This is a genomic window from Calditerricola yamamurae (assembly GCF_054654135.1).
Genome location: NZ_BAAIFH010000003.1, coordinates 81,859 through 95,587 on the forward strand (window position 1 = coordinate 81,859; position 13,729 = coordinate 95,587).

General features: G+C 53.7%; 11 protein-coding genes and 1 CRISPR repeat array (1 of these 12 cut by a window edge). Of the genes, 2 read left to right on the forward strand and 9 right to left on the reverse strand.

All coding sequences use genetic code 11. The features are described 5' to 3' along the window. Window positions 1-1,283: a CRISPR direct-repeat array (repeat unit 30 nt; unit sequence GTTTCCGTCCCTTATAACTCAGGTCAAAAC) (it extends 947 nt beyond the left edge of the window). Between the two features lie 109 nt (window positions 1,284-1,392). The 8 genes from ACYQ0Z_RS00515 to ACYQ0Z_RS00550 form a co-directional block, all read right to left on the reverse strand. Beyond that, window positions 1,393-2,748: an RNA repair transcriptional activator RtcR family protein gene (locus tag ACYQ0Z_RS00515; RefSeq protein WP_459863341.1), complete on the reverse strand. Its 1,356-nt coding sequence runs from the start codon at window positions 2,746-2,748 to the stop codon at window positions 1,393-1,395. 56 nt (window positions 2,749-2,804) lie between these two features. Further along, on the reverse strand, window positions 2,805-3,926 hold the full coding sequence (csm5, locus tag ACYQ0Z_RS00520; RefSeq protein WP_459863343.1) for a type III-A CRISPR-associated RAMP protein Csm5: 1,122 nt from the start codon (window positions 3,924-3,926) through the stop codon (window positions 2,805-2,807). Then, entirely contained in the window at window positions 3,923-4,903 is a 981-nt protein-coding gene (gene csm4, locus ACYQ0Z_RS00525) for a type III-A CRISPR-associated RAMP protein Csm4 (RefSeq protein ID WP_459863345.1), read from the reverse strand. Before csm4 ends, csm5 begins: the two co-directional genes overlap by 4 nt. Beyond that, on the reverse strand, window positions 4,849-5,688 hold the full coding sequence (csm3, locus tag ACYQ0Z_RS00530) for a type III-A CRISPR-associated RAMP protein Csm3 (protein WP_459863348.1): 840 nt from the start codon (window positions 5,686-5,688) through the stop codon (window positions 4,849-4,851). Before csm3 ends, csm4 begins: the two co-directional genes overlap by 55 nt. Window positions 5,689-5,700: 12 nt before the next feature. Further along, window positions 5,701-6,378, reverse strand: coding sequence for a type III-A CRISPR-associated protein Csm2 (gene csm2, locus ACYQ0Z_RS00535; RefSeq protein ID WP_459863350.1), 678 nt, complete (start codon window positions 6,376-6,378; stop codon window positions 5,701-5,703). Beyond that, complete coding sequence (cas10, locus tag ACYQ0Z_RS00540; RefSeq protein WP_459863352.1) at window positions 6,368-8,746, reverse strand: type III-A CRISPR-associated protein Cas10/Csm1; 2,379 nt, start codon at window positions 8,744-8,746, stop codon at window positions 6,368-6,370. The genes csm2 and cas10 overlap by 11 nt, the downstream gene beginning before the upstream one ends. Beyond that, on the reverse strand, window positions 8,743-9,816 hold the full coding sequence (gene cas6 / locus ACYQ0Z_RS00545; protein WP_459863354.1) for a CRISPR system precrRNA processing endoribonuclease RAMP protein Cas6: 1,074 nt from the start codon (window positions 9,814-9,816) through the stop codon (window positions 8,743-8,745). Before cas6 ends, cas10 begins: the two co-directional genes overlap by 4 nt. An 82-nt stretch (window positions 9,817-9,898) precedes the next feature. Then, complete coding sequence (locus tag ACYQ0Z_RS00550; protein WP_459863356.1) at window positions 9,899-10,822, reverse strand: M14 family zinc carboxypeptidase; 924 nt, start codon at window positions 10,820-10,822, stop codon at window positions 9,899-9,901. Between the two features lie 124 nt (window positions 10,823-10,946). Here ACYQ0Z_RS00550 and ACYQ0Z_RS00555 point away from each other — a divergent pair, with 124 nt between their 5' ends. Together ACYQ0Z_RS00555 and ACYQ0Z_RS00560 are read left to right on the forward strand one after the other, a co-directional pair. Then, window positions 10,947-11,579 (forward strand): GNAT family N-acetyltransferase, encoded by a 633-nt coding sequence (locus ACYQ0Z_RS00555; protein WP_459863358.1) that lies wholly within the window; start codon window positions 10,947-10,949, stop codon window positions 11,577-11,579. 233 nt (window positions 11,580-11,812) lie between these two features. Continuing rightward, entirely contained in the window at window positions 11,813-13,156 is a 1,344-nt protein-coding gene (locus ACYQ0Z_RS00560; RefSeq protein WP_459863360.1) for an Nramp family divalent metal transporter, read from the forward strand. Window positions 13,157-13,251: 95 nt separating this feature from the next. On the opposite strand, the gene ACYQ0Z_RS00565 is transcribed toward ACYQ0Z_RS00560, so the two are convergent. Further along, window positions 13,252-13,437, reverse strand: coding sequence for a hypothetical protein (locus ACYQ0Z_RS00565; RefSeq protein ID WP_459863362.1), 186 nt, complete (start codon window positions 13,435-13,437; stop codon window positions 13,252-13,254). Window positions 13,438-13,729 lie beyond the last annotated feature (292 nt).

The following is a 13,729-nucleotide window of genomic DNA, read 5'->3' on the forward strand; positions in this document are numbered from 1 at the left end:
ATAACTCAGGTCAAAACGACCGTCGGGCGCGCGAAGCCCATCTCCGAGCGGGTTTCCGTCCCTTATAACTCAGGTCAAAACCCTAGAGCGAGCCGTTTGAAAAGAGGGTACCGACGTTGTTTCCGTCCCTTATAACTCAGGTCAAAACGGACTGGATCATCCCGATAGTGACCGTGCTCGGCATGTTTCCGTCCCTTATAACTCAGGTCAAAACATCGAGTGTGCCCTTGAGAACCTGAACGTGGAGGAACGGTTTCCGTCCCTTATAACTCAGGTCAAAACAAAGCGTATCTTTCTTCCCGCGTGATGGGACAGGAAGTTTCCGTCCCTTATAACACAGGTCAAAACCGTAAAGGCAAACCAAAACAGTTCTTTTGACTGGAACGTTTCCGTCCCTTATAACTCAGGTCAAAACGCCGACGTCCTCGGGGTCCATTATCGCCTCCGCGTGATTTCCGTCCCTTATAACTCAGGTCAAAACCCGTACATGACGGTAGATGGTCAGATCCGCTGGGCGTTTTCCGTCCCTTATAACTCAGGTCAAAACTTCCCAAGGCACGGCGGAAATGGGCAGATGATGTGAGGTTTCCGTCCCTTATAACTCAGGTCAAAACTATGACTCGTTCTGGCTCGTCCAACCGGAATGGTTGTTTCCGTCCCTTATAACTCAGGTCAAAACTCCTCAAACACTGCCAGAATCGGTGTTAGATACATTCCGGTTTCCGTCCCTTATAACTCAGGTCAAAACCCGGGCGCAATTGTTTGCACAGATGACGCGCCAGCATTGGGTTTCCGTCCCTTATAACTCAGGTCAAAACCGAGGTACATGCTCGCCAGCTCTTGGTGGGCCTCCTGTTTCCGTCCCTTATAACTCAGGTCAAAACCAGGAGATGTTGCGCACCGTACAACACATAAGACAGGTTTCCGTCCCTTATAACTCAGGTCAAAACTCGGAAGGGTGACACCGAATGAGTGTGATCACCGTGTTTCCGTCCCTTATAACTCAGGTCAAAACTTCCCGCGTCTCTTTCCCGAAAGACGCGCGCGCAGCGTGTTTCCGTCCCTTATAACTCAGGTCAAAACTGACCCCCACAACGAACACAACACCAACAATCAGAGTTTCCGTCCCTTATAACTCAGGTCAAAACTGGAAGTGGTGATATTCTAGATCTACCAACTATACTGTTTCCGTCCCTTATAACTCAGGTCAAAACTGGCCATCGACGGCGATGCAAACACACCTTCCAACGTCGGTTTCCGTCCCTTATAACTCAGGTCAAAACCCCATTCAAAAACCTTGCTACATCAAGCTTTTCGTTTGCTCAATCACATTGAATATGTCGTCGACCTCCAATCGTGCAAAAAAGCCGGGAGGTCGACGACACCTTGCGATCAACTCTTAGCCAAGTAGTCGATCAGCTGCTCAATCTGGGCACGCTGCAAGGGATAAGAGACAAGCAGCGCATCTCCATTCGGCAACAGGTTGGACAACAGCGTTTTGGCGGCGGCCAAGCCGTTTACAGCGTCTTCTTCCGACACCGGTTTCATGCCGTGTGCCACCACGGAAGCATGCCGTTTTTCCGTCAATTCGTCGAGAAGCTTTGCCAGTTTCATTTTTTGCACCGAATTGCTTCTCTGCGCATTGACCTCCAGCTCAAGTATCTGAACAAATTCTTTATCTTTCAAGACCTCCTTAAGAGCTTTAAGCCCAGTGGCCCGATCTAGCATATTCCGAGACTTGTTCAAGGTCGCAACGGCTTCGCGGTTTTGGGCACTTGAACTTTCGCTCAAATTCCGAGGTTCAACCCCCCATTTTTCACGGAGACGATAGTAAACCACTCCTTCAAAGATCCGCCAAAACCGGGCCAGCACGTCGGCATACGCCCGACGGGCAAAACAGCGCTGGGCGTTGAAATAAATGTCCACCAGGTTGTGGGGTGTTTCCTTATCCTTTTCGGGTTCAAGGCGTTTGAGGTAATCGACCTGCTTTCGCAAGCTCTCCGCGATGGTACCGGCGTCTCTGGTCGCCCGCCACCGCCGTTCAATGGAGGCCAGCTTTTCATATGCCTCCCGATATTTCAGCAAGTCCCATTTGCGATACGCCTCGAAAATGTTCGCCACAAGTTCCGCCGCAAGCCGACGCGAACTAAACACGCTAATTTCCTGCAGTCGCCGGCATTCGTTCACCATGACGCCAAACAAAAACTCCGGCAAACAGTGACGAATACGGCTGAGACTGTTTTCTTCCTCGAGGAAATTTAGCTGGATTTCCCGAATGCGCTCTTCCGGTGACGAAAGATCAGGATTCTTTACTTGCCACAGCCGCGCTCCGGGTATATACCCGCTATTGGCCAGGACGTACCAGCACGTTTGCATTTGGGGTGTCCCAGAAGAACAGTTAAGATGGATCTGAACGTCTTGACCGTTCTTCTTCTCTTCCTCTAACCCCGCTAGAATTTTCCTCACCTCTTCTTTCACACTTGGCATCAACTCGGAGAAATCAGTTGGGTCTTTAAGGTAAAGCGATCGAACGTAACACGTGCTGCGAGGCGACACTTCCGGCAGCAATTCCTTGGTGGCGTAAGCATTCGATTCCGTGGCATCACGAACACCAGGCCCTTCAGCAGTAGGGAAAAGGTAAACAAGGTCCGGTTGTAAATGCTTGCACAGTGTGAGCACCGCACCCTCTTTATTCGTCTTTTCGGAAATGGGGTCCTGTTTCCCGACAAACGACAGCAATATGTTCATCCGTCTTCTTTACCTCCTTATTTGGATTTGCGCGCGAGAAACATTATGCATCCGCCTTACGTACCCCTCGCTTCGCAAACCGAAAGGCGAAGCCATCCAAGGGGAGAGGTCGGCACCCCCTTGGCCATGACCACCTTTCGCGACTGCGGAAACTGCGGATGCTTACGACGGGGGAAATACAGCTGGCGTAGCGTCTGGCGTTCCGCATTCGACAAATGCATCACCACAGACGCGGACAGCAAGCCGCTTCCCCACCCCACCCGCAGATTCGGGCTTTTCCGAGTGAGCACATCCAACTCGCCGACCATGTTCGGCAAGCCCGCATCCTCAAAAAAGCGCTTATCCTCTTCAAGGGAACGACTGTACATGGTTTGACAGGCGTCCATCCAGGCCTCTAGACGAAACGGGGCGCGCTGTCCCGTTGTTTTGGAAAGGAGCTCCAAGAGCTCCCGATCACATTTCAATCTTCCTTTAAACGTGGTGCCCGGTCGAACGACTTCCACAAACACACGGGCACCATTCGCTCCATAATGGTACCCTTCTCCCTCATTGAGGCTGATAATCCTTACCTCCCGTACTTCTGTACACGCGGTTTGTTCGGGATACGCGTCGCTCACGTGCAGCCCCCGTAACCAATCGGTTTGCGGACCGCGACGATGGCCCCGCAACGACGCTCGCAATAAGTTATCGAGCCGTTCTCCCGGTCGATCCGTTTTCCGTCCATCCTGAATCCGTCTGCCCTCACCAACAATCTGCTTCGCACGCGCCGGTGTGTCGGCCAGTTGGTTGAGCAACGCGACGCGAATGGCCCCCTTGAGACTGGACCCCGGGAGGTAGGGGGTACCCGATAACGGATCAGTCACAAAGGGGAGAAGGTGGCTCACCCACATGCGTTCGCCCTTGGGAATCCGACGCAATACCGTCTCTTGCCGTAAACGGTTCGCCCGATCCACCGGCAACCGATCCAGATATCGGTCAAGCGACGGTCGGGTTTCCTGTTCCACATACCGGACAAAGTCATCGATATCGCCTTGTGTGGCCAAGGTTTCTGCCCATGCCGCCTCATTAACCATGTACACCGCGTGGTCGTCTTGGAAAAATTCAAGGGAGGTCATCCTGCCCTTCGCATCCCCAATATGTACGGGGGTCAACACCTCAATCGTCAGCTCGTAGATCACGGGTTTCCTTCCTCCCGTCTTACGCCGACGATAAACGCCCGGCCATTCCGATAAACCGGATGGGCAGCAAAGCCTGGGGGAGCCACATTCACCAATTTTCCACGGACCGGCCTCCTGAATAGGCTCCCTTCCCCAAACATGAGGACCCGCTGATGACGCCGGCCGAGATTTCCCTTCATGCTCTCCAACCAGCCGGTACGTTCCACCAAATGATAGGCCACCAGGTTGTCGCGCACCTCTTCCGAGTTGTCCGGATACACGAGAGAAAGCGTCAAATAGGCGTTGGGATCCGAAACCTGCTCGATGGCGAATGCACCGGAAAATTCCGGTTCAAAAACCCCATATCCTTGGCTCCGCCGACCACCAATTCCTTCCTCTCCCAATACCGTGAGGACCGTCTGAAAACGAGGCCAGTCTTCCTGTTGAACATCAACCAGAAAAAACAGGCCGGCATCGCGACGGTCATCAAAAACCGTCTCACCAACGAAATACAGAACCGAAGCCGCCCTCCGGCGATCCAAGGTCACATGCGGTCGCACCCGGGTTTCCATCACCGATTCCAGAACCTGCGTTTCTTCTATCAACGTTTCATAATCCAGCGGTTCACCCTTGATCCATCGCACAAAATGCTTTCGCTCGATAAATCGCGCGCGTTTCAGTTGCTTTCCGTATTTCAACGCTAGCTCATTCGTATAGCCCGGGGCCGGCAGCAAGGGGCGCGGAAAATAGTACCGCTCCCCCGCAAAGGGAAAGGCCGAGGAAAGACGGAATTCCGGCGGCGCCTCCCCAAAGACGCGCAGCCAAGTCTGGAAAACGGCGCTGTACAGGGTATCGGAATGGACAATGCGGGCGCTTTCCTCCAGGCCCAAGCCGGCTTCGCCGATATGCACCGGAGCCTTGAAGCGCAGTTTCACCAGCTGCATCATGCTCTTTCCTCCGGTCGCTGAAGCGAAGTAAGCCAACTCTTTACCGCGCATGCCACGTCCTTAAGGGATTGCTCGGGCTCCGCACGCCAAGCCTGTTCCTCTTCCTTGCCCTGGTAATATTCCAGGCTGCGCCAATATACGTGGAGATTCACAAATCGAACTTGCCCGTAACCGCGTGAGCCGTGCCCGCCGAGATAGTCGTCTTCCAACAGCTGCAGACCGGTAAAGATTTCGTTCACGTCTTCTTCAATGTTTGCAGACGCTGTTTTTTCCCAGACGTTATACACCATTTGAAAGCGAAACTGCGCCCCCCGTGGAACCCGCTCAATCTGCCGTGGATTGGCGGCACAGGTAATTCGGTCCAGGGCATTTTCAAACTTCACTTCGGTCAAGTAATAGCCGCTTTCCATCTCCAATAGCTTTTGTTTGCTCGTATTTGTTAAGCGCGCGTCCCGCACATAGAGCGTAGCCGGCAAGTTGGTTTCCACAACGCCTTTTGTACGGCTCACGCCAAATAGCCTACAGATGACACACGTTTTTTCTCCGCATTCGTGAAGATGAACTTCCACATCGCCGACTTTCATCTTGCGGATAAACCTGTATTTTTCCGGTTCCAGCGCATGCCGATAGCGTTCCAATAGACTGCGCAGTTTTCCTTTCAACGAGCTACCGGGGATATAGGGTTCACGCGTGACCGGATCGCGAATAACCAACAAGTCAACTCCCCCGATGTCACTCGTCTCACGGCTGCTTCCGATATGGAGGCCGGTGAGGCATTCAATCTCGCCCTCAATCAATAGCTTGCCTGCGAAGCTGTTCCCATTCATTCCGGTCATCCCCTTCCCTTCCTACTCGTTACCGCCATAAAATTTGTGGTACGCCACCACGGCACGAACGAAGCGCACAAGCTGTTGAAAATCTTTCCATCCCTCTATGCGATCAATCATGGGGGCAATCACCGCTAATAGTGGCCGGACCGCCTTGTTGCGCCCCGCAGCATACGCCAGAAGAACTTTGAGGTATACCACTTGATCCTTACAAAATCCTTCTGGACCCTCCAACCGAACGTCGACTTCCACTTTCAAGACGGCTCCCATGAAGCGGCGGATTTGGGCCATCTTGAGGTCATGAGCCAGAAGCGCACCCAACACATTGGCCCATGTAACCAGCTTCTCTTCCGGTATTGCCGAAAGACGTTCTACCTCACAAACTTTACTGACGATGTCATTTTGTATAATCGATTCCTTCGTATCACCGAGAATTGAATCCAAGCGATTATCTATTTGTTTTTTTACCGGATTGTTTGCTTCTACATAGTTTTGATGAAGAAGATCGATAACGCTAACCAATTCTTGGTCATCATTAAGGAGGTAGTCCCGGCATTTCCTTTTAACATTTTTCGTAAAATCTTTCTTCCATTTTTCCGAAGAGAGAATGTGATACCATACAGCCCGCTCAACCGGAGGCTTGTTATCCAAAAGCTGCTGAAACTCCTGTAGGGCCAAATCAGTCGGTCTATTCATCATTTTCCTTTGTCCCCCTCAACATATGCTTTAAGATCTTCAACATGGGAGGAAGATACGTTTTTAGCGCTTCATCACTCAAACTCATCGCCAACAGCGATCGGTAGAATCTTTCAACTTTCTCGTTACGTCCTTTTTTTTCACCGCTGATGACGCGGGAAAACAGATAGTACAGTTGCGGCAATACCCATGCTCTGTTTCCGCTCATTCCAGATTCCGCGGTGTTGTAGGCTTCGATCAAGGCAGCAAATCGGTTAAGGAAATTTCGTGAAAACGCCGCTTTGACGGTGAGCTGTTCCAGCGTGAGAACGTCGCCAAAAATGCGAAAGTATTCGCGTAACCTCTCAAGATCCTGCCAGGTTAATACCCCACCAAACAAGGCCAAACGATCACGCCCGCCGTCTTTAGCCCCGGCTTCGGCTGCCCCCGCCAGATCGGCCAGTTTGTACAACGCCACCTTTTCATCGGAAACAACCAGCCCTCCGGAAAGGGTGATATCCGGGTTATCCCCGGTGTACTTCCGAAAATCGTGATAAATGGCGCGGGCGGCCTCAAGCACGGAATCCCAAGCTCCTACCAAGAAAAGGTCGTCTCCTCCGGCGTACACAACATTGACCACAAATTTTCGTGGAGGAAGCGGGAGAAAATCCCCCTCCTCTTTTTTTAAGAGCTGGGGAAGATAGTACTTAAAGTAAAGGTTAAGACGTGCGGACAACTCGCTCATTCGGGCAAACGTCAACCGGTCAAGTCCCCGGGCAAAGATCTGGCCGAGGCGATCCACATCCATGCGCAATACGCCGATGCGCTTGTCTCCTACTGCTTGTCCCGCCAGTTCACGAAATTCGCTCCGGCTAAAGTACGATCCAAGCGGAAAGGCGCGAACCGGCCAAGTCCCATCGGGCAAATCCCAGGGGGTCACCACCCGGTATTCCGTGAGGATATCGTCCTCCCTGACGGTGCCAAACGCATACGTGGCTTCGTAAACAGAAACGGTAAGCACACCTTGAATGTGCGATTTCTTGATCTCATAAAACCTCTCGATTGTGGCCAGTGTTCTTCCCAGATCTATCATTGAGCGGCAAAAACCGCAAAGCTCATATACGTCGCCGTCAAGTTCGACAGGCTTGATGTCACCGGACTGATGGCAAACCTCGCATTCGGTTTCGACAGGACGGGGCCCCAAAAACGCTTCCGGGTCCTGCGTCAAGAATTCTTCCCATTTGCCGTTTTTCTGCATGTGCAATTCGCGGTGCAACTCTCCCCAGGCCGCAGATAGGCCGTCGGTGTCACCTCTTAAGTCGGCACCGCTTAGCGGTATCGCCGCAACACAGAGATAGAGAAGCGTTCCATATCGTTCATAAAGCCAAGCATTGAACCGCTGCTGAAAAGATCGGATTTGCTCCAAGCATGCGGGCGTATTGGGAGCAAGCAGATAGAAACCGCCACCGGAAGCATAAATCAAGTGGGAACGTCCGAAAGACAATGTTCGACACAGCTGGCTGGCAGCACTTTCAATGAGAAGATCCAAATAGAACGAGCGGGCCCGCAGCGTTTTAAGAGCCGCCTTTGAGCCAATCGTATAGATGAAATTCTGAATCCCAGACAGGTCGGCTCCCACCAACAGATAACGGGATTCGTGCCGATGCCGGATGACGTCCCGAAGATCGTCGCGCTGCCAGTCGTACCCCTGGTCACGAAGGTAGCAATAATTGCACCAACTAAGAGCTGCCGTGGTTTTGAGGTGCTGGTAAAGCGATGTGACGGAACGGGCCTGTTCCGATCCGTGAGTCTGCTTAGGTACCAGGCTTACGTATTTTTCCAGAAGCAATAGTAACCTGTCCTCTTGCCAATTCTCCCTTCGCTGCAAACCTTCCCGTAGACCTTCCCACACTTTACGGTAAACGGAATTGAACGCCTCACGAGAAATTTGCTCCGCCAGAACCGGGTACGGAGTATCTTCCAGGAGCCCCGGCTGCCATAGATGGCGCTGCCTATTTTCCGATCGTTCTTCATCCAACGTTACCCGGTCAAAGATCACGTCTAAACCATATTCACCATGATTTCCGTCAGCAATGTTCCTTTCCCGTTCCATGCCGGAGGCAATGGAATCGGCCTCCGCCACCAGGTAAACAAGGTTTTGGATCTCCCGCGGGATCTGATACGCATCAGCAGGCAAACCCGAATCCATCAAGTCTCCAGGTTGCAACCGAATGACTTCCTGTACTTCATGAGGCAATTCCATCTCCTTGGCCCATTGATACCCCAATTCTCGGGGACTCCGACCGTCCCGTTGATCCGGTGAAAGAGCACGGAAGATGACCTCTCCGATGTCGTGCAACAGAGCGGCCAACACAATACGTTCACGCTTCAATCCGATTGCCCCTCCTCCTCAATGCTCACCTCATACCGGCCGAATCCAAATGAAAGGCTCTTCCCTACCCCTAACACCTCTCCAGCCTTGATGTACGGGTACAGGTCGGTAAGATCTCCTTGATACCTGACTTTGCCCACAACCCCTCCCAATTTCATGTCCATCTGCTGTGTAGTGGAATAGCGACGGTAGTCAAACCATCGAAGGGAATTGCAGACCCTCCTAATCGTTGCTGCCTTTTCTAGCAAGCGGGCTGCATCGAGATCCGGATATCGACCAGTGGTCCAATAATAAAGGCTCGTCATCCTCCGCAAAGCAGACCGGAACAGCACATGAAATTCCAAATCGTCGGTAAGCCGATTCTGATGTTTTATGCGCAACGGACTCAAGGTCCGAACGGTTAAGGTTTGCACTTCCCGGAAGTCGATGTAGTCACCCAAAGGTAGCGGATGGACGTTTTCCAATCGAACGGAAGCGTTCCGCGAAAAAATGGCGTTTTTCTGCCCTCCGGGAGAAAGGGAATAAATGCGGTCCACTACGAAACGTCCTCGTTTCCCACTTTCATTGCGCAATCCAATTCCTGTTCTACTCATACTTTCCAAACAGAAATAAAAGTAAGGATAATAGGAAACGGCTGTACCCATTAAACGAAGATATACGGTAACAGATGTTCCCGCTTTTATATGCGTTGGAGTGGAAGGTGCGAAAAAGCTGAGATAAGGAGGTGAAGAATTCCCGGCCGGCATATTTCCGCGTGATGCGGAAAATAGCTGGTAATACGCGCAAATCTGTTGCAACTGGCACTCCTCACACGGGTAGTGTTTCGAATAGATACAAACCGTGGTACGAAACGACGTTCCCAAAGCTGCTCGCAAAGCATTTTCCCGAAAAAAAGGCAGCCGGATGTCCTCTTCGGCCACCAAGCGAATTTCGAGGTTGAGGATTCGCAAATCATCCCACAATGATCGGCATTCGGATACCATTGCGCTGAAAGGGCCCCCCCATTCAGAAAAAACCGTTCCGCTTATCAATGCATCCAAAACAATACCCTTTTTGCTTTCTTTCGACATGTTTTTCCTTTTTCCTTCTTCCTTTTTCGACAAAAAAGTTTGCGGTTTTCATAACCAAAACGAATAACAGAATCCACCTGTCTCAATCCTCTCCCATTCCCAACCGCACCACCTCCCGCATCAGGTAAAACGGCACCTCCTTGTTCTGCCGCCAGATGCGCGCAAACTGGCGGCGGTCCACCGGATGCGGTTCGCGACCCACTTCCAAGGTGAAGGCCGGGATGCAGAAAGTGGCAATCACCCAGTCAGTATAGCCGCCGCCGTAGGCCGTGCGGTCGTCCTCCGGAATCAGGCGATAGCCGGTCAGGCGAGCCAGCCCTTCCGCCAGTGCCTGGTCGCGGTGCAGGCGCTCGCCGATTTGCCCAAAATACCAGTAAATTTCCTCCCCGGCGGTGTGGTAGGCCAGCGTGGCGCACGGGCGCAGCGTCCGGGTCAGCGCGATCATTGCCCGCACCTCCGGCTCCGTGGCCGGACGCACGCCGGGATAGAAGGCGGCCGCCGGTCCGTCCACCACCTGGCGCAAACTGCTCCAGCCGGCGTCGTACTGCCGGTTGAGGTCCACACCGCGCACGTTGGCCTTCCACAGGGCAAACCGATCCCATCCGTTGCGCCTCAGCATCGTGCGGAGCTGCGCCTCCGGAACGCCCACCGCCGCAGGCCCGCGGGTGGCCAGCTCCACGCCATCGGGGTTGACGACCGGCACCACGACCAGCGCCACGCGATCCAAGAGCGCCCGCACCGGTACGCCCTCCCATCGCGCGTCGGTGGCGTACGCGTGCGCATAGCGCCACAAAAGGGCCATCGCCAGCCAGGTGGTGGCCCACTCCCGCGCATGGTGGCTGGCATTGAGGAGCACGCAGCGCGTCCCTTCCCCCAGCCGCACCGCATACAGCGGGCGTCCTTCCACCGAGCGCCCGATCTCCCGGCACGCGATCACGTCGGCATAACGCGCCTGAAGCCGCGCCAGATCGCGCTCAAGGTCCGCCAAGGTGTACAACGCGTCCATGATGCAGGCCTCCTCTCAGTTCAAACCCCGGCATAGGCAAAGGTCCCGTGGAACCGTATAATGGCATTGGGAAACGTTGTGAAACGCAAACCCCTCTAGTTGACAGAGAGAAAGGAGTCCGCCCATGATCGTTCCGCATCCTGTCGTTCTCCGCGGTCCGCGCATCCAGCTCCGTCCGGTGCAGCGGACGGACATCGCACAGCTACGCAAGTTATGGGCCAATCGCCACGTCATGAGCCATCTCGGGTATCCCAAGGGCATCCGCCTCAGCAAAGAGAAGGTGGCCGCCTGGGTTTCCGGCTTGTACCGCGACTGCGACCTAGCCGTCAACCCGTATCCCATGGTGGTGACCGACCATGGCGATCACTTTCTCGGTGAAGCGTGCATCGGGCAAATGAGCCGTGAAGGCGTCAGCACCCTCGAAGTGAAGCTGCTTCCCGAACACTGGGGAAAGGGCTACGGGCGGGAAGCGCTGGCCTTGCTCGTGCACTACTGCTTCACCCACTTGCGCATCCCGGCGCTCCAAGCCACGCCGGCTGTTACCAATTTACGCGCCATCCGCATGGTTGAGGCGCTCGGCTTCGAACCGAGCGGCGAAACCTACGACTGGGTGCCACCGCGGGCGCTGCGAAAGACCGCCGTTCCCTACCAGTACACCCTGTTCACCTTGCCCCGCGCCCGCTACGCTGAGCGTTCGGCCACGTCCCAATCCAGGCCCTTTTCCGCCATCCAGGCCACTGCACCCACCGCTCCCTGAACGAGGTGAGCGGTGGGTTTGTTATTGGATGCGGAATTGCGGGGTTCCTTTGACACGAATTTTCCCCAGCGCTATAATTTTTCCTTGGGGAAACTTTTGCGGTTTACGCCAATCTTTTTTCCTTGTCACAATTCCAATCGATCGCCCATAAATTGCTTCGTGATCGGTTTCGCCTGCACAGAAAGAAGAATCCAGTTGGTTCATCCCATTCGCGACACAAGGGGGAAAATTGCGTGAACAAACAAACCACAAACGCGGATGACGGATGGAAAAACACCGGTACGCGTCCTACACTTCCCGAAGTATACCGCTCGTTGAATATCCCTAAAAATGGGTCTTGGTTCCGAAAGGTTCTCGCCTTTCTCGGCCCCGGATATTTGGTAGCCGTTGGCTATATGGACCCCGGAAACTGGGCCACCGATCTTGCGGGCGGTTCCATGTTCGGGTACACGCTGTTGTCGGTGATTTTCATCTCGAACCTCATGGCCATTTTGCTGCAGGCACTGGCCGTGAAATTCGGGATTGTGACGGGTCAAGATCTCGCACAAGCCTGCCGGGATCGGTACAGCAAGCCGGTTGCGTTCGGGCTTTGGATCCTCGCGGAACTCATGATTGTGGCAACGGACCTGGCGGAAGTGCTCGGGGCCGCCATCGCGCTCAACCTGTTATTCGGAATTCCGCTCTTCCTCGGCGTCCTGATTACGGTTCTCGACGTTCTGCTGATTCTTCTTCTTCAAAACAAAGGTGTTCGGCTGATCGAATTCATTGTGATCGGCTTGATTTCCGTAATTGGCGGCTGTTTTGCCGCTGAGCTGTTGTTATCCAAACCCGATATGAACGAGGTGCTGGGCGGATTTCTTCCGACGTCGGAGCTTCTGACCAACCCGGAGATGCTGTATATCGCCATGGGGATTCTTGGCGCCACGGTGATGCCGCACAACCTGTATTTGCATACGTCGATCGTCCAGACCCGAAACTTTGAACCAACGAAGCAAGGCATGCGGGAAGCCATACGGTTTGCCACACTCGATTCCACCATTGCCCTGCTGTTTGCCTTCTTTATCAATAGCGCCATCCTGATTTTGGCTTCCTCGACGTTTCATCAGGCGGGCCATACAGATGTTGCAGACCTCGCCGACGCCTATCACCTGTTGACGCCGCTGTTAGGGACAACGCTGGCCAGCATCCTCTTTGGTGTCGCCCTGCTGGCTTCGGGACAGAACTCTACCCTCACCGGTACCCTCTGCGGGCAGATCATCATGGAAGGCTTCCTCAACATCCGGTTGAAACCCTGGCTCAGGCGCTTGATCACGCGGGCGGTCGCCGTTGTCCCCGCCATCATCGTGACAGCTGTATCGGGCGAAAAGGGAACCACAGAGCTGCTGGTGTTGAGCCAAGTGATCCTCTCCATGCAACTTCCCTTTGCCGTGGTACCGCTCGTCAAGTTTACCAGCGATAAAACGATCATGGGTTCCTTTGCGAATCCGTTATGGCTAAAAATATTGGCATGGTTGGTAACTGTCCTCATCGTAGGCTTAAACCTCTACCTGCTGTTCTCCACTTTCGTCCAACGCTGAGCAAGAAACAAAAAAATGGCGAAAACGAAAACGCGAGATTTCCCTTCGCAGTAACCCCATACCGTGCCGGAGAGGGAAATCCCGCGTTTTTTGTGCTATTCCATCGGTGGGGTCTCGCGTTGCAGCGGCCGACTCGCTTCAATGCGCCCCCCGTGGGGCGTCACCCTCCCGCCGCTGAGTCCCTCGTTGATCATGCGGTCGACGTCGAGAAAATACCGGTCGCGCCCTTCGTGATCGACATCAGGCGCGTGAGGGGAATCCGGTTTCCGCTTGTCGTCCATCTCCATCGCCTCCGCCCTTAGTATGCGTAGGTGAGTCCGTAATCCACACAAAATTGGACTTGATCACAAACGGCGGTTTACGATTGACGAAGATGTTGGCGTTCAATCGTCCCTCTCTTCTGAACCGCTATCCTTCTCCTACCTTAGAACCTTTTTCAACCTCTCGAGTTTCTGGCTTCAGGATATGATTTGCACTAGGCTCTACGCTAAAAAGTGTGGGTTCTAAGAGGAAAAGGCGGTCGACGAGCCAAGGGATAGTTAAGCACACCACATCCCGAAGGAGGCTCGCGAC